This is a genomic window from Nakamurella sp., assembly GCF_044224575.1.
Lineage (GTDB): Bacteria > Actinomycetota > Actinomycetes > Mycobacteriales > Nakamurellaceae > Nakamurella.
On sequence record NZ_JBGAKE010000015.1, the window covers coordinates 78,683 to 102,342 of the forward strand.

19 protein-coding genes, 3 tRNA genes and 1 pseudogene are annotated in these 23,660 nt (G+C 71.1%); 11 read left to right on the plus strand and 12 right to left on the minus strand.

Annotated features, from left to right (window positions below):
- Positions 1–26 precede the first annotated feature (26 nt).
- Positions 27–1,241 (plus strand): DEAD/DEAH box helicase, encoded by a 1,215-nt coding sequence (locus tag ACILSK_RS17190; RefSeq protein WP_395728404.1) that lies wholly within the window; start codon positions 27–29, stop codon positions 1,239–1,241.
- A 25-nt stretch (positions 1,242–1,266) separates the two neighbouring features.
- On the opposite strand, the gene ACILSK_RS17195 is transcribed toward ACILSK_RS17190, so the two are convergent.
- Positions 1,267–2,259 (minus strand): enoyl-CoA hydratase/isomerase family protein, encoded by a 993-nt coding sequence (locus tag ACILSK_RS17195; protein WP_395728405.1) that lies wholly within the window; start codon positions 2,257–2,259, stop codon positions 1,267–1,269.
- A gap of 133 nt (positions 2,260–2,392) precedes the next feature.
- Here ACILSK_RS17195 and ACILSK_RS17200 point away from each other — a divergent pair, with 133 nt between their 5' ends.
- Both ACILSK_RS17200 and glpX read left to right on the plus strand, forming a co-directional pair.
- A complete protein-coding gene (locus ACILSK_RS17200) occupies positions 2,393–3,883 on the plus strand; it encodes a sugar porter family MFS transporter (RefSeq protein ID WP_395728406.1) in 1,491 nt (496 codons plus the stop codon).
- Positions 3,884–4,162: 279 nt separating this feature from the next.
- Positions 4,163–5,140 (plus strand): class II fructose-bisphosphatase, encoded by a 978-nt coding sequence (gene glpX, locus ACILSK_RS17205; protein WP_395728407.1) that lies wholly within the window; start codon positions 4,163–4,165, stop codon positions 5,138–5,140.
- Positions 5,141–5,227: 87 nt separating this feature from the next.
- On the opposite strand, the pseudogene ACILSK_RS17210 reads toward glpX, so the two are convergent.
- The 5 genes and pseudogenes from ACILSK_RS17210 to ACILSK_RS17230 all read right to left on the minus strand — a co-directional run.
- Positions 5,228–5,660, minus strand: a pseudogene (locus ACILSK_RS17210) (IS30 family transposase); the annotation flags it as partial.
- A 240-nt stretch (positions 5,661–5,900) separates the two neighbouring features.
- Positions 5,901–6,044, minus strand: coding sequence for a hypothetical protein (locus ACILSK_RS17215; RefSeq protein ID WP_395728408.1), 144 nt, complete (start codon positions 6,042–6,044; stop codon positions 5,901–5,903).
- Positions 6,045–6,236: 192 nt separating this feature from the next.
- Entirely contained in the window at positions 6,237–8,768 is a 2,532-nt protein-coding gene (locus ACILSK_RS17220) for an ABC transporter permease (protein ID WP_395728409.1), read from the minus strand.
- Positions 8,769–8,772: 4 nt separating this feature from the next.
- The gene (locus ACILSK_RS17225; RefSeq protein ID WP_395728410.1) at positions 8,773–9,579 is read right to left on the minus strand and encodes an ABC transporter ATP-binding protein; all 807 of its coding nucleotides are present in this window, start codon (positions 9,577–9,579) and stop codon (positions 8,773–8,775) included.
- 612 nt (positions 9,580–10,191) lie between these two features.
- Positions 10,192–10,785 (minus strand): TetR/AcrR family transcriptional regulator, encoded by a 594-nt coding sequence (locus ACILSK_RS17230; protein WP_395728411.1) that lies wholly within the window; start codon positions 10,783–10,785, stop codon positions 10,192–10,194.
- A 49-nt stretch (positions 10,786–10,834) separates the two neighbouring features.
- Here ACILSK_RS17230 and ACILSK_RS17235 point away from each other — a divergent pair, with 49 nt between their 5' ends.
- Positions 10,835–11,770 (plus strand): serine aminopeptidase domain-containing protein, encoded by a 936-nt coding sequence (locus tag ACILSK_RS17235; protein ID WP_395728412.1) that lies wholly within the window; start codon positions 10,835–10,837, stop codon positions 11,768–11,770.
- Positions 11,771–11,776: 6 nt separating this feature from the next.
- Here ACILSK_RS17235 and ACILSK_RS17240 read toward each other — a convergent pair whose 3' ends face one another.
- Positions 11,777–12,268 (minus strand): methylated-DNA--[protein]-cysteine S-methyltransferase, encoded by a 492-nt coding sequence (locus ACILSK_RS17240; protein ID WP_395728413.1) that lies wholly within the window; start codon positions 12,266–12,268, stop codon positions 11,777–11,779.
- An 85-nt stretch (positions 12,269–12,353) separates the two neighbouring features.
- Here ACILSK_RS17240 and ACILSK_RS17245 point away from each other — a divergent pair, with 85 nt between their 5' ends.
- From ACILSK_RS17245 to ACILSK_RS17265, 5 genes are all read left to right on the plus strand, one after another.
- Positions 12,354–13,103, plus strand: a complete 750-nt coding sequence (locus tag ACILSK_RS17245) for a lysophospholipid acyltransferase family protein (protein ID WP_395728414.1) — start codon at positions 12,354–12,356, stop codon at positions 13,101–13,103.
- Positions 13,104–13,199: 96 nt separating this feature from the next.
- Positions 13,200–13,272, plus strand: a tRNA-Glu gene (locus ACILSK_RS17250).
- 44 nt (positions 13,273–13,316) lie between these two features.
- A tRNA-Asp gene (locus ACILSK_RS17255) sits at positions 13,317–13,390 on the plus strand.
- Between the two features lie 37 nt (positions 13,391–13,427).
- A tRNA-Phe gene (locus ACILSK_RS17260) sits at positions 13,428–13,504 on the plus strand.
- Between the two features lie 133 nt (positions 13,505–13,637).
- Positions 13,638–17,021, plus strand: a complete 3,384-nt coding sequence (locus ACILSK_RS17265; RefSeq protein ID WP_395728415.1) for a BTAD domain-containing putative transcriptional regulator — start codon at positions 13,638–13,640, stop codon at positions 17,019–17,021.
- Between the two features lie 14 nt (positions 17,022–17,035).
- Here the strand turns inward: ACILSK_RS17265 and ACILSK_RS17270 are convergent, their stop codons facing one another.
- Positions 17,036–17,764, minus strand: coding sequence for a hemerythrin domain-containing protein (locus ACILSK_RS17270; protein ID WP_395728416.1), 729 nt, complete (start codon positions 17,762–17,764; stop codon positions 17,036–17,038).
- Between the two features lie 148 nt (positions 17,765–17,912).
- Between ACILSK_RS17270 and ACILSK_RS17275 the strand changes: the two genes are divergently transcribed.
- Entirely contained in the window at positions 17,913–18,860 is a 948-nt protein-coding gene (locus ACILSK_RS17275; protein WP_395728417.1) for a pyridoxamine 5'-phosphate oxidase family protein, read from the plus strand.
- 191 nt (positions 18,861–19,051) lie between these two features.
- On the opposite strand, the gene ACILSK_RS17280 is transcribed toward ACILSK_RS17275, so the two are convergent.
- The 3 genes from ACILSK_RS17280 to ACILSK_RS17290 all read right to left on the minus strand — a co-directional run bounded on the left by ACILSK_RS17280 (position 19,052) and on the right by ACILSK_RS17290 (position 22,329).
- Positions 19,052–19,804, minus strand: a complete 753-nt coding sequence (locus ACILSK_RS17280) for an alpha/beta hydrolase family protein (protein ID WP_395728418.1) — start codon at positions 19,802–19,804, stop codon at positions 19,052–19,054.
- Positions 19,805–19,964: 160 nt separating this feature from the next.
- Positions 19,965–21,098 carry an HPP family protein gene (locus ACILSK_RS17285; protein WP_395728419.1) on the minus strand — a complete coding sequence of 378 codons (1,134 nt, stop codon included), beginning with the start codon at positions 21,096–21,098 and terminating at the stop codon, positions 19,965–19,967.
- Positions 21,099–21,351: 253 nt separating this feature from the next.
- Positions 21,352–22,329 carry a lactonase family protein gene (locus tag ACILSK_RS17290; protein ID WP_395728420.1) on the minus strand — a complete coding sequence of 326 codons (978 nt, stop codon included), beginning with the start codon at positions 22,327–22,329 and terminating at the stop codon, positions 21,352–21,354.
- A 154-nt stretch (positions 22,330–22,483) separates the two neighbouring features.
- On the opposite strand from ACILSK_RS17290, the gene ACILSK_RS17295 reads away from it, so the two are divergent.
- Entirely contained in the window at positions 22,484–23,452 is a 969-nt protein-coding gene (locus ACILSK_RS17295; protein WP_395728421.1) for an alpha/beta fold hydrolase, read from the plus strand.
- Here ACILSK_RS17295 and ACILSK_RS17300 read toward each other — a convergent pair.
- A complete protein-coding gene (locus ACILSK_RS17300; protein WP_395728422.1) occupies positions 23,438–23,632 on the minus strand; it encodes a hypothetical protein in 195 nt (64 codons plus the stop codon). The genes ACILSK_RS17295 and ACILSK_RS17300 overlap by 15 nt on opposite strands.
- Positions 23,633–23,660: the final 28 nt, after the last annotated feature.

Below are 23,660 nucleotides of genomic sequence, written 5' to 3' on the forward strand. Positions count from 1 at the left end.
CGGCCGGCCCCGCCGTTGCCGGTTCCGTGAGCGCCGCCTCGCCGGCCGCCGCCGCGGCGGCGATGCCCGCCGTCGAGCCGGCCCCGACCGGCCCGTCCACCGGGTTTGCCGAGCTGGGCGTGCCGGCGACGTTGCTGCCCGCGCTGACCGCGCTCGGCGCGCCCTCGCCCTTCCCGATCCAGGCCGCCACGCTGCCGGCCACGCTGGCCGGGCGGGACGTGCTCGGCCGGGGCAAGACCGGCTCCGGCAAGACCATCGCCTTCGCCATCCCGCTGGTCGCCCGGTTGACCGGCGGACGGCGCACGCCCAACCGCCCGCGCGGCCTGATCCTGCTGCCCACCCGGGAACTCGCCCTGCAGGTCGCCCGCACGGTCGACCCGCTGGCCAAGGCGGCCGGGCTGCGCACGATGGTCGTCTTCGGCGGCGTCGGCTACGGCAACCAGACCGCGGCGCTGCGCGGCGGCGTCGACATCGTCATCGCCTGCCCGGGCCGGCTGGAGGACCTGGTCAATCAGCGCGCCTGCGACCTGAGCGGCATCGAGGTCACCGTGCTGGACGAGGCCGACCACATGGCCGACCTGGGCTTCCTGCCGGTCGTCCGCCGGCTGCTGCGGGCCACCCCCAAGGTCGGCCAGCGGCTGCTGTTCTCGGCCACTCTGGACAACGGCATCTCCGTGCTGGTCAAGGAGTTCCTGTCCGACCCGATCCTGCACGCCGTCGATGACGAGACCTCGCCGGTCGAGGCGATGGAGCACCACATCTTCGCCGTCGACGCCGCCGACCGCACCGCCGTCATCCGCGAAATGGCCCGCGGCACCGGCCGCCGGCTGCTGTTCACCCGTACCAAGCACGGCGCGAAGAAGTGGGCGGCCGCGCTGACCAAGAACGGGACTCCGGCGGTCGACCTGCACGGAAACCTGTCCCAGAACGCTCGGGAGCGCAACCTCGCGGCGTTCTCCTCGGGTGCCGCGCGGGTGCTGGTGGCCACGGACATCGCCGCTCGCGGCATCCACGTCGACGACGTCGAGCTGGTCGTGCACCTGGACCCGCCGGTCGAGCACAAGGCCTACCTGCACCGGTCCGGTCGCACGGCGCGGGCCGGCGCGGCGGGCACGGTGATCACCGTCATGACGCCCGACCAGCGGGACGACGTGCGCAAGCTGATGAAGCAGGCCGGCATCACCGCCGCGACCGTCCGGGTCGCACCCGGTCACCCGGCGATCGCCGAACTGGCCGGCTGAGGCAAGCACTGCCGGAGTCGCTCGATCAGGTGAAGAACGCGGAAACGTCGGCGTCGGTGACGTCGACGAGCCGCGCCGGCTGCCATTGCGGGTTCCGATCCTTGTCCACCACCTGGGCCCGGATACCCTCCGGCAGGTCGGGACGGCTCAGGAAGTGCCGGGCCAACCGCAGATCCTGATCGAGCACCTCCCGCAAGGTCATCGACCGGGCGGCTCGGACCGCTCGCAAGGTCACCTTCACCGATGTCGGCGCCATCCCGGCGAGGGTCCGGCCGGCCTCGCGCGCGGCCGGGTCCGGGTGCTCGAGCAGCGCCAGCAGGATCCGCTCGGCGTCGTCGCCGATGTAGCACTCATCGATCCAGGACGCGCCGGCCAGCTGTCCCGGCGGCGAGGCGCCGAATGGCGGCACCACCCCGCTGCGCAGCGATTCGGTCACCGCGGCCAGGCCGGCGGCCGGTACGAAGTGGTCCGCCAGGCCCGCCCGGATCGCATCTCCCGCATCGAGCCGGGCGCCGGTCAGGGCTGCGTGCACGCCGACCTGCCCGGGTGACCGGGCGAGCAGATGCAGGATGCCGACATCCGGCCACAATCCGATCAGCGTCTCGGGCATGGCGAGCGACGAATCCTCGGAGACCAGCCGCACCGAGCAGTGCGCCGACACCCCGAGGCCGCCGCCGAAGGTGATGCCCCGCTGGTAGGCGACGATCGGCTTGGGATATTCGGCGAGGGTCGCGTTCATGTCGTATTCGTCGGCCAGGAACCCCATTGCGCCGTCCGTGCCGTCCAGGATCGACTGGCGCAGCGCCCGGATGTCCGCGCCGGCGCACAGCCCGCGCTCCCCGGCCCCGTCGATCAGCACCACGGCGACCTCGGGGTCGTCGACCCAGCCGGCCAGCGCGGCGCGGATGCCGTCGATCATCGGCATGGTCAGCGCGTTGATCTGCCGCGGCCGGTTCAGCGTGATGCGGCCCAACCGATCCTCGACCCGGATCACCAGGGATTCGTCGTTTTGATTCACCGCGCCACGGTAATCACTGCTGCGGTACCGGTTGCACTCCCGTCACGGTGCCGCATCGATCGTGATCCTCGAGATGCGGAAACCGGCAACAGTGGAATGCTCTGCTCCAGCAAGATCACCGAAAGGGGAGCTCATGGGCGAGCACGGTGGCAGCTTCGACGGAAGTGCGTCGATCTACGACGACTCCGACGAAGGCAAGGGTGTCGTCCGGATCGCCTCGGTCGCCGCGCTCGGCGGGTTCCTGTTCGGCTACGACAGCGCCGTCATCAACGGCGCCAATTCGGCGATCCAGGAGTACTTCAACGCCGGCGCGCTCGAGCTCGGCTTCACCGTCGCGGCCGCCCTGCTCGGCGCCGCCGCCGGTGCCCTGCTCGCCGGCCGCCTCGCGGACCACATCGGCCGCCTCTCGGTCATGCGGCTGGCCGCGATCTTGTTCGCGATCAGCGCCATCGGCTGCGCGCTGGTCCCGAGCCTGTGGATGCTCATCCTGTTCCGGCTGATCGGCGGGATCGGCGTCGGCGTGGCGTCGGTCATCGCCCCGGCCTACATCGCCGAGATCGCGCCGGCCCGGATCCGCGGCCGCCTGGGCTCGCTGCAGCAACTGGCCATCGTCACCGGCATCTTCATCTCGCTGCTGGTGGACTACCTGCTCGCCACCGCCGCCGGTGGCTCCAACCAGGACTTCTGGTTCGGCTGGGAAGCCTGGCGCTGGATGTTCTTCATGATGATCATCCCGGCGCTGCTGTACGGCGGCCTGGCCCTGACCATCCCGGAATCCCCGCGGTACCTGATCGCCAAGCACCGGATCGCCGAGGCCAAGGAGGTCCTGACCGGACTGCTCGGTCCGCGCAACATCGACGCCAAGATCGAGAAGATCCGGGCGAGCATGGAGCGCGAGACGGAGCCGTCGTGGAAGGACCTGAAGTCGACGACCACCGGCCGGATCGCCGGCATCGTGTGGATCGGCCTGCTGCTGTCGGTGTTCCAGCAGTTCGTCGGCATCAACGTGATCTTCTACTACTCGAACATCCTGTGGGAAGCCGTCGGCTTCACCGAGGACCAGTCGTTCGTCATCACCGTCATCTCGGCCACCATCAACATCCTCACCACTCTGATCGCCATCGCCACGATCGACCGGTTGGGCCGAAAACCCCTGTTGCTGATCGGCTCCGTGGGCATGACGGTCACCCTGGCCACCATGGCCCTGATCTTCGGCACCGCCCCGGAATGCACGCAGGTGATCGCCGATCAGTGCACCGCGGCCAACGTGGCGGACCACACGCCGAACCTGTCCGCCGCGATCCTGGGATCCTCGTCGCCGATCGTCGCGCTGATCGCGGCCAACCTGTTCGTCGTGGCGTTCGGCATGTCCTGGGGCCCGGTGGTGTGGGTGCTGCTCGGCGAGATGTTCCCGAACCGGATGCGGGCCGCGGCCCTGTCGCTCGCCGCCGGCGGCCAGTGGGTGGCGAACTGGATCGTCACCGTCACCTTCCCGCCACTGGCCGACATCTCGTTGGCCCTGGCCTACAGCCTCTACGCCGGGTTCGCGTTCCTGTCGTTCATCTTCGTCAGCAAGTGGGTGCAGGAGACCAAGGGCAAGCAGCTGGAGGACATGCACGCCTGACGGTTCATCCGGCGAGGGCGAAGGTCAACGCTCCCGGCGGAGCGGGATTCGACCGGGGAGATCGCGGACAACCAACCCGCCGATGCGGGACCCCGCGCGACCTCGGCTGAACCGGCATTGCGCAGGCCGCCCCGGGTTGCGCAACGACGGTTCACCCGGCCGGAATTCGCACCTGGGCGGCGGCGACCTCCTCGGCGAACCCGGGCACCGGGTTCGCCGGGACCGGCAGTCCGCCGGGGTGACGCGCCCGTGCGGCACCGTGGTGGCACGATGCGCGACATGACCGAACCCGTCCGTTACCAGCTGCCCGACCGCAACGTCGGCCTCGATCTGATGCGCGTCACCGAGGCCGCTGCGATGGCGGCCGGACGGTGGTCCGGCCGGGGCGACAAGGAGGGCGGCGACCAGGCCGCGGTCGACGCGATGCGGGACGTGCTGGCCCGGGTGCCGATGCGCGGGGTCGTGGTGATCGGCGAGGGCGAGAAGGACGAGGCGCCCATGCTCTACAACGGCGAGCAGGTCGGCGACGGCACCGGTCCCGAGTTCGACATCGCGGTCGACCCGGTGGACGGCACCACCCTGCTGGCCAACGGCATGCCCAACGCCATCGCGGTGATGGCCGCGGCCGACCGGGGCAGCATGTACGACCCGAGCGCGGTCTTCTACATGAACAAGCTGGTGTGCTCCGCCGCCGTGGCCGACGAGGTGGATATCGACGCGCCGGCCGAGCACAACATCCGCGCCGTCGCCCGGGCGCTCGGAGTGGGTCCGGGCGACGTGACGGTCAGCGTGCAGAACCGGCCCCGGCACGAACAGCTCATCCGCGACGTCCGGGCAGCCGGTGCCCGGGTCAAGCTGTTCGCCGACGGCGATGTCGCCACCGCGATCGCCGCGGTCCGACCCGGCACCGGCATCGACCTGATGCTCGGCATCGGCGGGACCCCCGAGGGCATCATCACCGCGTGCGCGATGAAGGCGTTGGGCGGCGTCATCCAGGGCCGGCTGCATCCGCGGGACGACGACGAACGGCGCAAGACCCTGGACGCCGGCCACGACCTGACCCGGGTGCTGCACACCAACGACCTGGTGTCCGGGAACAACACCCATTTCATCGCCACCGGGATCACCGACGGCGATCTGCTCCGCGGCGTCCGCTACACCCCCGAGGGTGCCGAGACCGAGTCGATCGTGGTCCGTTCCCGCAGCGGCACCGTCCGGACGGTGCACGGCACCCACCTGCTGCACCAGCTCCGCTGACCCTCCCACCCCCACCTGCAGTTGATCATGGGCTCGCGGCCGTTCTGACATCGGCCTTGTCAAGGGGTCGGTGCAACACGGGGGTCATCAGGCGGCCCGTGCCAGGAACTGGGCCAGGGCTTGGGCTGGGGTCCTGAGGTCCAGCGTCGGACGAGGCCGTTGGTTGAGCGAGTCCTGGACTCGTTTGAGGTGGTCGGCTGGTGTGCACCGACAGGTCGGTGCCTTTGGCGAACCAGTGCCGCAGCAGCCGGTTGGTGTTCTCCGCCGCGTTGCCACGGCGAGTGCGGGTCGCAGAAATACACGCCAACTGGATCCTGCGCGCGGCGAGCTCGACCCGGTCCCAGGTGATCGACCGCCGGTGACGCATCTGGGCGATCATCGCGGCGGCGACCTCGTCGGCGTGCCGGCCGGGCAGGTGCAGACACCGGGGACGACCGCTCGACCAGCGTGCCGATCGCCGACCCGCTGTTCTTGCCCCGATCAGGTCGCCCTCCCAGTGGCCGGGCACGGCCTGGTCGTCGGCCCGGCCGGCCGTTCGCTGATCTTGTACGCCTCCACGGGCTCGGGTTGCGTCGGTGCCGGTCCGGCCCGGGACCGCCGCCAGGCTGAGCTGTTGGTGCAGGTCAGCGCGTAGCAGGCCACGGGTCTGCACGTACAGGTGGATCACCGACGCCAAGCGATCGTGATCGCTTTCCAGGACCTGGGCGATCAGCGGGCTCCGATCCATGTACAGCTCAATCTGTCGACGACCGCGGGTTGCTCACCAGCCGCGGTGCGCCGAGTAATACGTCCCGTCCGGGCCCTGGTTCCGATCCGCGACCGTCGTGGTGCCCGGCGGGCCGCAGAGCGGCACCGGATGTCGCGGGACGACCGACCCTTGCGCGGCCACCCGCTTCAGTTCCATACCCGCCACCAGCGGGTGCAGTCCATCGCGATCGGCGCCAACGCCGACCCATCGATTGCCGGCGAGCGAAGAACGCGGCCTTGCTGCCAGTCGGCTCGCGGGCCGGTCATCGATCTTGAGTCAGGGTGTGTTGCATCGACCGTCAGGAGAAGGGCCGCGAGCCCATGATCAACACGAGGTGGGGCGAGCTCGTCAGTCCGCCGTGATCGCCCGGAGCACGTCCATCCGCGCGGCCCGCCGGGCCGGCCAGACCGCGGCGAGTACCCCGATCAGCGCGGACAGCGCCACGAAGACGACCAGTTGACCGGCCGGCACCGAGAGCACCGAGATCCCGTCGTCGGCGGCGGCCCGCTGGATGCTGACCCCGAACACCAGGCCGAGCCCGACGCCCAGCACCGCCCCGAGCACGGCGATCGCCACCGATTCGAGCCGCACCATGGTCCGCAGCTGGCGCCGGCTCAGACCGACCGCCCGCAACAGACCGACCTCGCGGGTCCGTTCGATGACCGACAACGCCAGGGTGTTGACGATGCCCAGCACCGCGATGATCACCGCCAGACCGAGCAGCGCATAGATGACCGTCAGCAGTTGGTCGACCGGCGCCCGCTGCTCAGCGGCGAACTCGGCCTGGTCCTTCGCGGTGATGGTCGGCAGATCGGCGACCACGGCGTCGATGCCCGCCCTGACCGCCGCCGGATCGGCACCGGGCATCGCGGTCACGTACACCGTCGAATCGACCGGCGTCAGCTGATCGAGCACGGCCAGCGGGACGATCAGGCTGCCGGCCAACTGGGTGGGTTCGACGATGCCGCCGACCGTCAGGTCGACCGGACCGGACGGCAGGGTCACCGGCACCGTGTCGCCGACGTGCCAGCCGCTCGCCGCGGCTCGGTCCTGGGCGACGACCAGGCCGCCGCTGTCCAGACTGCCGTCCCGCACCACCAGCGAGGTCATCCGGCCGAAGCCGGCCGGGTCGGTGGCCACCAGGAACGCGTCGTCCCCGCCGATCCGGGCCGTGCTGTACCGCACCGGGACCACTTCGCCCACCCCGGGGAGCTGCGCGATCTCCTGCCCGATCGCGGTGGAGAACGGCGCGCCGATCGCGTTGGAGACGATGTAGTCGGCCCGCAGGTCGGAGGCCACCAGTTCGTCGACACTGGCCTTGGCCGACTGTCCGATCACGGCCATCGCGCTGACCAGGGCCAGCCCGATCATCAGCGCCGACGCGGTCGCCGAGGTGCGCCGCGGGTTCCGCTTGGCGTTCTCCCGGGCGAGCCGGCCGACCGTGCCGAACAACCGGGGGAACGGCCACGCGATGAGCGAGACGACGGGCCGGCCGATGACCGGGCTGACCAGCGCGACCCCGACGAAGACGCCGAGCACGCCGGCGCCCAACACGGACAGGCCGCCGTCGAAGGCCAGCGACCACACCATGAGCGCGGCCCCGAGTACGGCGATCAGCGAACCGACGACGAGCCGGCGGCGCAGCGACGATTCGGGCATCGCGACGTCGTCCCGCAGGGCCGCGACCGGCGGCACCTGCGCGGCGCGGCGGGCCGGCAGGTAGGCGGCGATCAGGGTGATCAGCACCCCGACCGCGTAGGCGACGGCCACCGTTCGCCATTCGAAGACCAGACCCGCGCTGGACAGATCGAGTCCGAACGCCCCGAACAGCGCCTTGAGCCCGACCGCGAGCCCGAATCCCAGGCCCAGCCCCACGGTCGACCCGACCAGCCCGACGACCAGCGCCTCGGTCAGCACCGACCGGGTGACCTGCCGCCGCGACGCCCCGAGCGCCCGGAGCAGGGCCAGTTCCCGGGTGCGTTGCGCGACGATGATCGAGAAGGTGTTCAGGATCAGGAAGGTCCCGACCACCAGGGCGACGGCGGCGAACACCAGCAGGAAGGTGGTGATGAAGGAGAGTCCCTCCGCCAGGTCGGATTGGCTTTCCGCGGCGATCTGCGCGTCATCCAGAGCCTCGTACCCGCTCGGCAGCGCGGTGGTCACCTCCGCGGCCAGCTGCGCGTTGGACACCGAACCATCACCGGTGACCGCGATGTCGGTGTAGGCGTTCGACCCACCTAGGTACAGGCGCTGCGCAGTGGCCGTGTCCATCAGCACCAGAGTGGCGCCGATCGTGTTGCCCGTCTCACCGAATCGCACCGTGCCGACCATGGTGCCCTGCACGCTCGGCTCGGGACCAGCGGTGACCAGCGTGATCTCGTCGCCGATGGTGAAACCCGCCGATGCCGCCGATTTGTCGTCGACCAGGAACTGGTTCGGTCCGGCCGGCGCAGCCCCGCCGGTCAGGGTGACGATCGGGGACCCGTCGGCGGCCGGGGCGTCGTTGTAGTTCGTCGCAATCCCGGGGGCGCCGCCTCCGCTGCCGACGATCTTGCCGTCCCGCCCGACGATGTAGGTGCTCTGGTTGAGGATGTTGCCGTCCGCCCGGTCGACCCCGGGCAGGTCGGCCAGCGCTATGACCATGTCCGCCGGTGCGCTGCGCGCGTCCGAACCGGTGAACCCGCCGTTGTCCTGGGCGCCGGCCGGGCGCACGGTGACATCGGGAGCGGTCTGCCGGAACAGGTCGGTGAAGCTGCGGTTCAGCGTGTCGGTGAAGACGAAGGTGCCCGCCACGAACGCGACCCCCAGGACGATGGCGAACGCACTCATGCCCAGCCGGAGCTTGTGGGCCAGTAGCCCTTTCAGGGTGACCTTCAGCATCGTCTCAGCCCCCGTGCTCGGCCGCGGCCGGACGCGCGTCCAGGTGCTTCATCTTGTCCAGCACCCGGTCGGCGGTGGGCTCGGCCATCTCGTCGACGATCCGTCCATCGGCCAGGAACAGCACCCGGTCGGCGTAGCCCGCGGCGTTCGGGTCGTGGGTGACCATGACAACGGTCTGCCCGAACTCGCTGACCGACCGGCGCAGGAAGCCGAGAACCTCTGCGCCGGCGACGGAGTCGAGATTGCCGGTGGGTTCGTCGGCGAACACGATATCGGGGCGACCGGCCAGCGCGCGGGCGCAGGCCACTCTTTGCTGCTGCCCACCCGAGAGCTGACTCGGCTTGTGTTCCAGCCGGTTCCGCAACCCGACCGTGTCGATGACGGTGTCCAGCCAGGCCTGGTTCGGGGTGCGGCCGGCGATGTCCATCGGCAGCGTGATGTTCTCCAGCGCGGTCAGGGTCGGGACCAGGTTGAACGCCTGGAACACGAAGCCGATCCGGTCGCGGCGGATCCGGGTCAGCTCCTTGTCCCCGAGCCGGGTCAGGTCGGCGTCACCGACGAACACCGCGCCGGCGGTCGGGCTGTCCAGGGCAGCCAGGCAGTGCATCAGCGTCGATTTGCCCGAACCCGACGGCCCCATGATGGCGGTGAACTGGCCCGGCCAGAAATCGACGCTCACCCCGTCGAGCGCCGCGACGCTGGTGTCCCCGGCGCCGTAGACCTTGTGCAGATCGACCGCCCGGGCCACCGGCACCAGGCTCGGGTCATCCTGGACGGCGGTCGCCGCCGACTCCGTTGCTGCATGACTCATGCTCGTCTCCTAAGGTTTTCGCTTCCGATTCGGACAATAGGAATCGCCGGCGGAATCCGACATCGGGTGTCACCCCGGGTCGGGGTAGGGAAAACCCCACCCGATCCCCTACCTCGTCCCCTTCGGTGCCGCCCAGTGGTCGGAGTCGACGTCGCCCTCGGCGCGTACATCCGGAACTCGCGATGCAACTCTCCGCCAGGTTTCCGATCACTCGGGACGGGACCCGGTCAGCCCACCTGCACACCACGTGCAGGGTGGTGGCCGTCCCGAAGCACTCGTTGCATTCGGGTCGACCGGCCGCCACTGCGGTCGCCTTGGTGTTGCTGGCCCGGCCCGGAGCAGGCTGTTGGTCGTCGACGGCATGGCCGGTTGAGCCTTGGTCGGGATCGCGGCGCTCACCGCGTCAAGATCGGCGCGAGGCTGGACGCGACCCGGGGAGGCGTCGGAGGTACCGGCCGGACCGACGACGCTGCCGGTCAGGGCCAGGGTGGTCGCGATGGCCAGCACGGCGGTCAGGGTGGCCAGGATTTCCACCGCCGCGCGTGAGGCATCGCGTCGAGCGCGTGCCCCGATGGTCCAGTTCGACGAAGAATCGGATCCAATCGCGGACGATCAGCGCCCGAGCCGGGGCGGGCCGGCCGCCGCCACCGGATCGGCCGCCGCGGCGACGAGCCGGATCAGCTCGGACTCCACGTCGTCCAGCGGCCCGATCTCGCCGAACGCCCGGGCCAGCCCGACCGCCCCTTCCAGCGAGGCGATGATCGTCCGGGCGACGGTCGGCGCCCGATCCGCCGGCACTCCGTCGTCGACCAGCACCTCGACCAGTCCGACCGTCCAGCGGTCGAACACCGCCCGGGCAGTCGAACGGTGTCGCTCGTCCTTCGCGACGGCGGCCGCCAGCACCGGGCAGCCGGCCTGGAAGTCGCTGCGGATCAGGATCCGTCGCCAGGCGTGCAGCACCCACCGGACGATGTGCTCGGTGCCCTGACCCCGGGTGGATGCGATGCTGGCCGTGACCCGGTCACCCACGTAGTTGACGGCCTCGTCGACCAGGGCCCCCTTGCCCCCCGGGAAGAAATGGTATGTCGAGCCGAGAGGCACGCCCTCCTTCTCGGCCAGTTCTCGCAGGCTCATCGCGTCCACACCGCGCCGGCTGATCATCCGGGCCGCCCCGGCCACCATTCGCTCCCGCGTGTCATTGGGCATGCGAAGAATTGTATTGCATCCCCATGACAACTGTCATAACCTTGCGCTCATGGCTTCCTATGACACTCGTTATAACGAGACGATCACCGCCGACGACGGCCGCGAGCTGCGGGTGTCCTGGTTCGCTCCGGCGGTGCCCCGTGGGGCGGTTCTGCTGGCGCCGGCAATGGCGACGCCCGCGTCCTTCTACCGGCCGCTGGCCGGATGGCTCGCCGAGGCCGGCTTCCTGACGCTGGCGTTCGACTACCGCGGCACGGGCAGCGTGGCCGAGCTGAGGGCCGAGACCGGCGACATCCTGCGCTGGGCCGGCGACGCCGCCAGTGCCCTGGAGGCGCTGGTCGGGGCGGCCGACGGGCTGCCCGTCAGTTGGCTCGGGCACAGCCTGGGCGGGCAGGTGCTGCCGTTCGCGCACCACGGCCTGGTCGACCAGGCGATCGTGGTCGCCAGTGGCAACGGCTACTGGCGGCACAACACGCCGGCCGTCCGCCGGCGCGCCCCGCTGCTCTGGCACACCCTGGCGCCCAGCGCGATCGCCGCCGCCGGATACTTCCCCGGTCGGCGCCTGCGGATCATCGGCGACCTGCCGGCGAACGTCATGCGGCAATGGCGCCGCTGGTGTCTGGCACCGGGTTACTTCGAGGTCGACCTGCCCCGGATCCGTGACCGGGTGGCGCGGGTCACGACGCCCATGACGAGCCTGTGGTTCACCGACGACGAGCTGCTGACCGCGGCCGCCATCGACGCCATGGATGACCTCTACCGCGGGACGCCCGTCGAGCGCCTCCGGCTGGACCCGGCCTCGTTCGGGCTGGACCGGGTCGGGCACCACGGATTCTTCCGGGAAGGGAGCCGGTCCCTGTGGGAGTCGCTGCTGCTCCCCCGGCTGGCCGCGGTGCCGGCCGAGGTCGGGGCGCCCGACCCGGTCGACGCCGGGCCCGTGGGCTCACCGGCGTCGACCGACGGCCAGATGCTGCCGGTCGGCTGATCCACATCAGAACAGCGTTCGCACCCGGGCCGCGGCCGGCTGCTCCAGTTCGAGCAGGAACGCCTTGCGGGCCAATCCGCCGGCGTAGCCGGTCAGGGACCCGTCGTGCCCGACGACCCGGTGGCAGGGCACGACGATCGAGATCGGGTTGCGCCCGTTGGCCGCGCCGACCGCGCGGGCCAGCCCGGGATCGCCGAGTTGCGCGGCCAGCTGCCCATAGCTGCGGGTCCGGCCGTACGGGATGGTGCCCAGCAACCGCCAGACGGAACGCTGGAACTCATTCCCGTGCGGGGCGAGCGGTAGGTCGAACTCGGTACGCTCGCCGGCGAAGTACTCGGTGAGCTGGGTCCGGGCGGCGGCGAATGTCCGATCGTCCCGCGGGCCGAAGGTGCCGATGCCCGGGTGCCGTGCGTGGTCCGGAAAGTAGAGCCCGGACAGGGCCTGCCCGTCGCCGACCAGGGTGAGCGCCCCGATCGGGGTGTCAAGGACCGCATGCACGGTTCGATTCTGCTGGATCACATCGGGAAGACGCCCCACCGGCCCGTTCCGTGAGGTCGCCGGCCGGAGTTGGCAGGATCGACTGATGACCGATCCCACTCGCCGGCGACGGCCCAGAATCCTGGACACCGTGCACTGGCCCCGGGAGCGGCCGATCCGCACGATCATCGGTTTCCTCGGCATCACGCTCGGCGCCAAGATCGTGCACCGGGTGCACTTCGAACGCGGCAACCACATCCCCGCATCGGGCCCGGCGATCATCGTCGCCAACCACCTGTCCGAGACCGAGACCCTGGCGATGGCCCGGCTGATCACCGGGCATCACCGCTTCCCGCACTTCCTGGCCAAGGCCGAGGTGTTCGGCTGGCCGATCGTCGGCCGGATCATGCGTGCGGCCCGGCAGATTCCGGTGCTGCGCGGCACGGCCCAGGCCGCGGAGTCGCTGGCCGCGGCCGGGCGGGCCCTGGACCGGGGTCACGTCGTCTGCTTGTACCCCGAAGGGACCCGGACCCGCGAGCCGGATCTCCGGCCCGGGCCGGGCAAGACCGGAGCGGCCCGCCTCGCCCTGAGCCGTCCGGACGTGCCGGTCGTGCCGGTCGGCATGTGGGGCCCCCGTCCCGGCACCAAGCACCTGTGGCACCGGCATGCCGTGCGGATGATCGTCGGCGAGCCCCTGGACCTGTCCACCTGGGCCGGGCGTCACGAGGACCAGGACGCGGTCCGGGCGGCCACCGCCGTGATCATGTCCCGGATCACCGACCTGACCGAGGAAGCCCGCGGCGGCCCGTTCGACCAGCCCGACCCAGGCTCCGAGCACAGCCACCACGACGCCTGACGCCACGACCCGGTACCGTTTTGGAGGGCTGAGCCACGTGCCGTATGCTTTCCAAGCTCCCAACGGTTGCCGTTGGAGGCTGGGTTCCATGGCCAAGCCCCCATCGTCTAGTGGCCTAGGACGCCGCCCTTTCAAGGCGGTAGCACGGGTTCGAATCCCGTTGGGGGTACGGGTTTTCCGTCGGCTTCGGTCGGCAGGAAGCTTGTACGGCAAGGCCCCGTAGCGCAGTTGGTTAGCGCGCCGCCCTGTCACGGCGGAGGTCGCGGGTTCAAGTCCCGTCGGGGTCGCAGCTGGCCCGGTCCACCCGGACCGGGCCGCTGTGCTGGCCAGGTAGCTCAGTCGGTACGAGCGTCCGCCTGAAAAGCGGAAGGTCGCCGGTTCGATCCCGGCCCTGGCCACCAGCACGACCTGCGGAGACGTCGGCTTTCAGGCGCCCCGAAGACCCGCCGTGGGGCCGCCGCGGACATCCGCGGGCGCCGCCACCCCCGGATGTTCGCCGAGTGATTCGCGGAACGCCCCTCCTAGACTCCGCCTATGCAGATCTGGGTGCTCGGGCCGCTGCGGGCCTGGCGCGGGTCGGCGCCCCTGGACCTCGGGCCGGCCAAGCCGCGGACCCTGCTGGCCGCCCTGGCCCTGGAGGCCAATCGGCCGGTCGCCGTCGATCGCCTGGTCGAGATCCTGTGGGGCCAGGCACCGCCGGCCGCGGTCACCGCGTCGATGCACTCGTACGTGTCGATCCTGCGCAAGGCCATCGAACCCGACCGCGCGGCCCGCGCCACGCCGCAGGTTCTGCTCACCTCGGCGGCCGGGTACGAGCTCAGGGTGCCCGCGGACACGGTCGACGCGCACCGGTTCGCCCGGGTCGGCCAGGACGTTCATGCCCGCCTGGGCGACGACGGACCGCTGACGATCTCCGCCGAGCCGGCCGCCGACGAGCTGGCCGCCATGTCGGCCGAACTGGCCGAGGCGCTGTCCTGGTGGCGCGCCGAACCGTATCCCGAACTCGACCGCCACCCGTCGATCCAGGCCGAGCGAGGCCGGTTGCAGGACCTGCGGCTGACGGCGATCGCGGATCGGTCCCGGATCCAATTGGCCCTGGGCCAGGACTCCGCAGCCGCCGCCGACCTGGCGCCGGCCGCCCACGACCACCCGCTCCGCGAGGATCTCTGGGCCCTGCTGGCCCTGGCGCTGGCCCGCGCCGGCCGGCAGGGCGACGCCCTGGCCGCCCTGCGCGCGATTCGCACGGCCCTCGACGCCGAACTCGGCATCGACCCCGGGCCCACGTTGCGCGACCTCGAGGTCGCGGTGCTGCGGCAGGACATCGCGCCGGCCCGGCCCGGCACGGCGAAGGCCGCGATGACGCCCCCGGCGGCCGCGGTCGCCGGCGGGGCCCAGTCCGGCCGGCCGCGAACCACGACCAGACCCGTCGCCCAGCCGGCCTCGCCCCTGGTGGGTCGCGGCACCGAGCTCGCCGCCCTGCTCGACCTGCTGGACGGTGCCGAGGCCGGCATGCCCCGCTCGGCCATGCTCGTCGGCGAACCCGGCATCGGCAAGACCCGGCTCGCCGAAGTGCTGGCCGACCGGGCGGCGGACCGGGGCTTCGGTGTGCACATCGGGCGTTGCTCGTCGGACGAGGGCGCGCCGCCGTTGTGGCCGTGGGTGTCGGTGCTCGGGTCGCTGACCCGGGGGCGGGACGCCGGAACGGCCGCCCTGATCGATCCCGATCGTCGCGAAATCGCCGGCGGCGCCGACCGCTTCGCCCAGTTCGAGGCCGTCCTCCGGTCGGTGGCGTTAGCGGTGACCGACGAGCCCCAGCTGCTGGTGTTCGACGACCTGCACTGGGCCGACCCGTCGACGCTGTCGCTGCTACGGCACGTCACCGAACGGATTGAGCGGGGCCGATTGATGGTTCTGGCGACCCGCCGGGCGCACCCCGCGCCGTCCGGTGCGCTCGCGGAGTACGCCGAGACGTTGGCTCGCCGGCAAGCGCTGCGAATGGACCTGTCCGGGCTGACCGCCGCGGATGTCGGCGCGCTCGCCGCAGCGGGCGAATCGTCCGAACTGACGCCCGGTGTCGTCGCCGGGCTCCGGGACCGCACCGGCGGTAATCCGTTCTTCGTGCTGGAACTGCTGCGGGCCGGCCCGACGGCCGAATCGGTGCCCGCCGCGGTGGGTGACGTGATCACGGCGCGGGTCGGCCGGTTGCCGGTGAACACACGGCGCCTGCTGCGGGCGTGCGCCGCCCTGGGCCGCACCGTCGACCCGGATCTGCTGGCGCACATCGAGGGCACCGACCCGGACCGGGCGCTCGACGATCTCGAACCCGCCCTCGACACCGGCCTGTTGATCGTCTCCGACGCCGGGGAATTGCGCTTCGCGCACGCGCTGGTCCGGGATGCGGTCGAGGCCGCGGATTCGCCCCTTCGGCGGCATCGCCGGCACGCCGCGGCCGCCCGGGCCCTGCGCGAGCGGCACGGCTCGGGCCGGCACCTGGCCGAGATCGCCCGGCATTGGCTGCAGGCCGGCCCGGCCCACGCCGCCGAGGCGTGGCCGGCGGCCGTCGAGGCGGCCGGCTACGCGACCGGCCTGGACGCCCATGAGGAGGCGGCCGACCTGTTGGCCGCGGCCCTGACCGCGCAGGCCCTTGACCCGGCGGCGACCCCGTCGGACCGCTACGACCTGCTGCTCACCCGGGCCGCGGCCTGCCGGCGGGCCGCCGACACCGACGGGCAGCGGTCGGCCACCACGGAGGCGATCGAGATCGCCAACCGGCTGGGTGATGTCGAGCGCGCGGCGGGTGCCGCGATCGCCGCGGCCGACGGCGGCCTGTGGTCAAACGTCGCCGAGGGGGCGCAGCATCACGTCACGGTCGCCGCCCTGCGCGCCGCTGCCCGGGACCTTCCGGCGCAGGACTCCCCCCTCCGCTGCCGGGTGTTCCTCGCTCTGTCCCGAGAGTTGTTCTGGACGGCCCCGGGTGCCGGGGGGCGACCCGCCGAGCGGGTGGCGTTCGCCGAACGCGGCTTCACGATGGCGCGCCGGTTGGGTCAGCCGCCGCTGCTGGCGTACGCCTGTTGCACCTTGAGCCAGGCCATCTTCCGCCCGTCGACCCTCGACCGCCGGGTGGAGTTGATCGAGGAGGCGATCACCTGCTCCCGCGCCGCCGGCGATCCCGACGGCGAAGGCGTCGGATTGTTCTGGCAGGTGGTCTACGCGGGTGAGGCCGGCCGGGTCGCCGACCGCCGGATCGCGGTGGCCGAAGCGACGGCGCACGTCGAGCGGCACCGGCTCCGGATGCTGCAGGTGATGCTCGGCGCGCACCAGGCGGCCTGGCTGGCGATCGAGGGCCACTTCGACGCGGCCGAGGCGATAGTGGCCGACAACCTGCGCCGGGCCGCACTCTCGTCGTTCCCCTTTCGAAACGAGGCGGTCCAGGCGGCGCGCGCCATGATCGCGCTGTGGCGCGGCGATCCCCGGACCTGCGCGGAGCTGTTCGGCGAACTGAGCCGGCTCGGTGCGACGGACGTCAGAATTCCCCTGCTGATCGGTCTCCTGCGCAGCCGGCAGTTGACCGGGGCGGCCGCAGTACTCGACCGGGCTCCCGCCCCACTCGACGCCGAGCGCTTCGATGCGCCCTTCGATTTCGCGATTCTCGCGGAGGCGGCACTCGTGCTCGGTCGCCCCGAACTGGCCGGCCGGCTCTACCCGGTGATGGTGCCGTGGTCGGGTCGGATGGCCGCGGCCGGCACCGGCCCACCACTGGGCCCGATCGACGCCTTCCTGGCCTGTGCGGCGGCCGCGGTCGGGGAAACCGCACTCGCCGGCCGGCATGCCGACGAGGCGACCCGGATCTGCCACGACTGGGGAATGCCGCTGGTGGCCGAGTGGCTCGCCGGTCTGCGCGAGCGGTTCGGATTCTGACCGCCCGGACCGGGTCAACCACCCACGGCCGGTCGCACGTATCGGAAGATGCGCCGCTCCCGCCAGTGGTGCGGCCACCGAAGCACGTGCCAGGTCGCGGTCAGCGGGATGCCGAAGAACCGCAGCACCGTCCGACGCTGGTCGGCGGGCAGCCCGTCGAGCACCCAGGACACGGTGAAGACCATGTCGCCGACGGAGTAGTGCCGGGCGAAGGCCGGGTGCAGGTGGTCCCATTCGGACGGCGTCAGATGGGCCTGTAGCACGGCCATCGCGTCCGTCTCCTCGTGGCCAAGGTGCCGTCCCAGCCGTTCCGCGGTGGCCGCCAGCCGAACCGCCAGCGCGGCCCGCTCATCCTCGTCCGGGCCGGACGCCAGGCGTTCGAAGCCGGCGGCGCAGCCGGCCAGCAGCGGATCGATCTCCTCGTGCTCGTCCGCCATGGCCCGCAGCGCAGCCCGATCGCCGTCGGTGGACGCTCGGGACAGCAGCAGCGGCCACAGCGCCTCGTCCTCGCCGCTGTGGTGGTGGTGCAGCACCCGGGAGAACCGCCGCCACCGGCCGCGCAGCGCCTGCCAGGTCCGGCGATCGCCCACCGGCGTGGCCGCGACCGCGGCGCCGAACACCCGCAGGTCCCGGCGGAATGCGTGGTGCATCACGTACATCGCGACGAGATCGCACGGGCCCGGCGGGGCCGCGGCCTGCCCGGCGAAGCTGATCTGAGGGACCGGCGGGAGTGTGGTGGTCACGGTTCGGCTCCTGAACAAGTTGCGTGGCTGACACGATCAGCCTCCCGTCAGGGACTTGGCAATCGCTTGGCCGCGACTTGGCCGGACCCCTTCGCGTCCGTCAGTCCGACTCCAGCCCGCCTCCAGGACGGCCGCCCAGACTGTGCCCATGACCGAGCCGACGACCACCACCGACCTGCACGACCTCCGCGACATCCTCGACGAGTACCGGACCTGTGAGTTCGCCACCATCAGCCGTACCGGAGTGCCCATCGCCTGGCCCGTCGTGGTCGACGTATCACCGGCCGCCGACCGGATCGTGCTGACCACGTCGATCGCGTTCCCGCAGAAGGCGTTCAACGTGCGGCGCGATCCGCGGGTGGCCCTGCTGTTCTCCGACCCGACCGGGACCGGGCGCGACGACCTGCCGCACGTACTCGTACGCGGGACCGCCCGCTGCCCGGCCCGGATCGAGACCGGCACCGCGGGCCTGGAGCAATACTGGCGCAAGCTGGCCATCCGCCAACCGGCGTCCACGAGCTACCGCCGGACGGTCATCGGTCGGCGGCTGTTCGACTGGTACTACATGCGGCTGGTCATCACCGTGACGCCTCGGGAGATCACCTCCCGGCGCCCGTCGAGCGACCCCGGTCCGATGAGCGCGCCGCCGGTGTCCCGCACGGACCGGAGTGGGTTCGCGCAATTGGGCCGGGAACTGCCTTCCTTCGACAATGCCGTGCTGGGTACCGCGACGGAAGGCGAGCCGCCGGTGCTCCGGCGGGTCCGACTGGCCGTCGAGCCCGGTTCGGCCACCTTCCGGGTGGCGGGGCCGACGGCGGGGCTGGTCGCGGGGCCGGCATCCGTCCTGCTGCACCGGCACGACGATGCGTTGTGGCACCAACGCCAGGCGGGTGCGACCGGTGAACTCGGCCAGATCGACGGCCACTGGTGGTTCCGGCCGGATCGCATCCTGCCCAGCCAGTTTCCGAGCAATCCACTGGACATGATGCGGATCATCGGGCAGGCCCGGCGGGCGGCCAGCCGCTACCTGGACCGGCGGGGGCTGCCGCGCCCGACGATCGACTGGGCGGCGCACCGGTCCGGCGCGACCGGCTGACCGGCGCCGACACCCGCACAGAAAAGCGGAACTCGTCCAGCGTCTCGGGCAACGTCGCCGTCGGCGACTCCGGACCGCACAGCCAAGCCGGCCCGGATTCATTGACCGCGCAGCCATCCACTGACGGCCGGCGGAAGATCACACCCGGGGAGGGCCAAACACGGTGGGCCGGACCACTGGCGCGAACAACGTCAGCCCTGACCGTCCCCGCGGACGGCCGCCAGGACGGTGGGATAGGCGGGTGTGCGTGGGTCGATGATGTCGAAGTGGCCGATTCCCGGCAGTTCTCGGTACTCCACGCCGGACAGCGCGCGGGACATCTCGACCGGGATGACCTCGTCGTCGGCGCCGTGCAAGACGATGATCGGCACGCCGGCGGCGTCCCCGGTCAGGGCGTCGGCCGCCGCGTAGCGGTCCGGCACCTGTGCCGGCGAACCACCCATCAACGCGGTCATCGCCGCGTCGTTCAGATGACGGTCGTACATGCCGCGCAGATCCGCCGCCGGGGCCAGGGCGACCACCCGGGTGATTCCCGCCGGCAGACCCTCGCGCCGGGCCAGCCACATTGCCATGTGCCCGCCGGCCGAGTGCCCCAGCAGCGCAATATCGGCCGCGCCGGGTCGGGCGAGTGCGGCCAGCAGCTCGGGCACGTGATCGACGGCGGCCCGGATGTCCCGGTAGCTCTGCGGCCATCCACCGCCGCCGCCGGTGAGCCGGTACTCGGGCAGCACTACGATGAACCCGTCGTCGGCCAGCGCACCGGCCAGCAGCCGGCAGGGCCGGCGGTCGAACTGCCAATAGCCGCCGTGCGCCAGGACAATCACCGGAGCCGCCTCGTTCCCCGGCGGCAGGTACACATCGACGACGTGGTCCGGGCCCGGCGCGTACCGGTCGACGGCGTCCGGGTCACGGGCGGCCTGGGCGAGGACATCGCGCGGATGCATGCTGGCCACGGTAGGCGCGCGCCCGAACCGACCGCGCCCACATTCGGGCATCATCGCGAACCCGGGGGGAGTCGGGCCTGTCTCTGGGTAGGTCGCACAGGCTCCTCACACCGAACAGGCTCGGTACCGACCGTGGTCGATCGGACGATGTCGACCGGGCTCACGTGTCCGCCACCGGTCCGGCGGGCCCGGTGGTTGCTTCGACCAGGGCGCGGTGCAGCACGACGATCAGCTCGGTGCGGCTGACGATGCCCTGTAACCGTCCGTCCTCGTCCACGACGGGAATGTGGCGCAGCTCTTCGCCGCTCATCAGCGCGACGAGCTCGGAGACCGGCGCGGAACCCCGGATCGTCCGGACCGGGGACGTCATGTATTTGCGCACCGGGTCGAGGTTGACCAGATCGAGGCGGAAGAGGTCGTAAATGGTGGTGATGCCGACCACCTGACGGGTCTCGTCGACGACAGGGACCGCCTTGACCAGGTCATTCGACATGATCATCCTGACCCGGTACATGGTCTCGGTCGGCCGGACGGTCTTCACCTCGCGGGTCATCACCGACTCCACCCGCAACCGGCCCAGCCGCCGGTCCACGGCATGATCCTCGACGTCGCGGACGAGTGCCACGATGTCCTGCGGAAGCACATCCAGGCCCTGATCCATCCGGCGAATCGCCGCGGCAATCTCGCTGGGCTGCAGCGAAAGACGTTGACCCGCGCCACCCGGATCCGGCGCCGGGGCCGCCACATGCGGGTACGCCCGCCCGGTCAGGTTGTTGACGGCGGCAGCGACGACCAGCAGCGCCAGGCTGTTCACCGCGATCGGGAACACGGCGAACAGAAAGCCCTGCTGCTGCACGGCGCCGGTGCCCACCGCGGCGAACAACGCACAGGCACCACCGGGTGGATGCAGGCAACGCAGCGCCATCATCACCGCGATGGCCACGGCGACGGCGACGGCCGCCGCAGCGATGCTTCCGATGGGCGTGCCGTTGCCGATCAGCCGCGCACTCCCCACCCCGATGAGGGTCGAGATGATGTTGCCCCCGAGCATCGGCCACGGCTGGGCCAGCGGGCTTGCGGGAGCGGCGAACAGCAGCACCGCCGAGGCCCCCATCGGGGCGACGATGGCGGGCAGGCCGGCGGGCCCCACGTCGAACAACCACCCGGCGAGGCCGCCGATGAGCAGCCCGAGCAACGAGCCCAGCGCCCCACGGATGATTTCCGATCGGCGGTACGGCAAGGATTGCGGCCGCCAGGAGCCGAGCCAGCGCGCGAAGGACCTGTGTGCAGCCATCCCGCCCGACCTCACGCGGTGACGAGCGAAGACTCGGCTGGTGGCGTCGCCGGGCGAGCCCCGCGGCGCTGCGGTCGAGGATCAGGTGATGCGCCGGCCGATGTGGTCCGTCCTTCGTCCATGGTTCGTATGATCCCAAAGACGATCAGCGGCGACTCTCCGGCGGCGGCGAGTGGGGTCGGCGTCGGGCGCCACCGTCATCCGGAGCCGATCCGCGCCCGGTCCCGATGGCGACAACCTACCCCGACCGGATTCAGGCCGACAGGAATCGCACCCAATTCGCGCCGCGGCCGGTCTCGGCCTGCTCGCAGAACACGAGGCCGCCGTCGGGTTCCGTCCGGAAGAGCGACACCGTCGTCGATTTCTCCCCTGTGCACAGCAGGTACCGGCCATCCGGGGAAACCGCGAACCCGCGGGGCTGCCGTTCGGCCGGGGTGAATCGTTCGGCGGAACGCGGCGTCCCATCCGCGTCGATCGGCACCGTGGCCAGGGTCGACTCCGAGCGCTCGCTCGCCCAGCAGATCTTCTCGTCCAGCGATAGATGCAGATCGGCGCCCCAGATGAGATGGCCGGCAATCGGATCCGCCCCGAGTCGGCTGGGCCGCAACCCGCGTCCCGGGACGGACGCCGCTGCCTCCCCGGCCAGGGTGAGAATGCCGTCCGGCGACCGCCGATAGTGGAGCACCTCGCCGGAGAACTCGGTCATCACGTAAATGTGCCTGCCGTCGCGGGTGAGCACGAGGTGGCGCGGACCGCACTCGCTGGGAGCCGCCACGGTCGGCGGGTCCAGCGGCGTCAAGGCAGCGCCATCCAATGCGCATTGCGCGATGAGGTCGGCCCCGAGGGATACAAAATACGCGGTCGTCCCATCGGGCCCGACCGCGCAGGAGTGCATATTCGGGTGAGCGATCCGGGAGACGAGGTCACCAATACCCGAATCGCCGACGGCCAGCGAGATCCCGAAGCCGCCGCCGTAGGAGGCGGCCAGGAGCGCCCTTCCATCCGGTGTCAGCGTGAGGTAGGTCAGGCTCGATTCCACGTCGCGGCGCGACATCTGTTCCAGGCGGCCGTCACCGTGGATCCGACAGGAGACAATCGCCGGTTGATCGCCCTTGACGGCCACGTGGATCTGGCGCCGTGCCGGATCAACCGCCAGAGCCGAGCAACCCGGCCCTATCTCGCTCACGGCCACGCGCCGCAGAGTTCCGTCACCGAGCAGGAACGTCGACACCGTGCCGTCGAGGGCGTTCGCGACGAAAGCGAGAGGGTTCATTGCGATGATCCTACGAGGCGCCCGGCGCCTCCGACGTCCCGGCGCTCGCCGGTCGACGACAACCAGAGAAAGCCGGTCATTCGGTGACCGGTATTGGTACTTGAGTGGGGGCATGGATCCCCGAACGAACCCGACGGACTTTCCCGAACCGACCCTTATCGCCGTCAACGGCGTCGACTTGGAGGTCTTCGAAGCAGGCCGGCAGAACGCCGGCAAGCCCGTCGTGCTCTGTCACGGCTGGCCGGATCTCGCGTTCACATGGCGTCATCAGGTGCCTGCGCTGGTCGCCGCGGGTTTCCACGTCATCGCCCCGAACCAACGCGGCTACGGCAACTCCGCCCGTCCGGGCGAGGTGACCGACTACGACATCGCCCACCTGGCCGGTGATCTGATCGGACTGCTCGACCACTACGGCTACCCGGACGCGACCTTCATCGGGCACGACTGGGGCGCGATGGTCGTCTGGAGTCTCACCCTGCTGCATCCGACGCGGGTCAACAAGGTGATCTGCCTGAGCCTGCCGTACCCCGTGCGTGGCGACCGACCCTGGCTCGAGTTCATGGAAGCGGTGCTGGGCAGCGACTACTACTTCGTCCACTTCAACCGGCAACCCGGCGTCGCCGACGCGGTGTTCGACGAGAATCCGGCACGGTTCCTGCGCAATCTGTACTGCAAGAACGAGCCGTCCGGTGAGGTCCCGCCCGGGATGGAGATGATCGATATCGCCCGAGCCGAGACTCGCCGCGGCGAGCTCCTGATGAGCGAGGACGACCTGGCCGTCTACATCGCCGCCTTCCAGTCGTCCGGGTTCACCGGCGGCATCAACTGGTACCGCAACCTCGACCGCGACTGGCACCTGCTCGCCGACGTCGACCCGATCATTCGCCAGCCCGCTCTGATGATCTACGGCGACCGAGACCCCGTTGCTCGATTGGAGAATCTCGCCGATTTCGTTCCCGGCGTCGAAGAGACGCACCTCGACAGTGGCCACTGGATCCAGCAGGAACGGCCCGAAGCGACGACCCGCATGATCCTGGAATGGCTGGACCGTCACGCCACCTCGCCCTCAGGTTCGGCCTGAACTCCGGCGAAGCGCGACGACGCCGACGACGATTCCGGCGACGATCAGGATCGGGCCGATGATGGCCCAGGTGGAGTTGCCGGACATCACGGAGCCACCCAGCACCCCGACGCCCTGCAATGCCCAGACGGCGCCGATCACGATCAGCACACCCGCGACGATGAGCAGGATGATCTTCATCCGGACCCCTTCCGGCCCCGACCCGTCA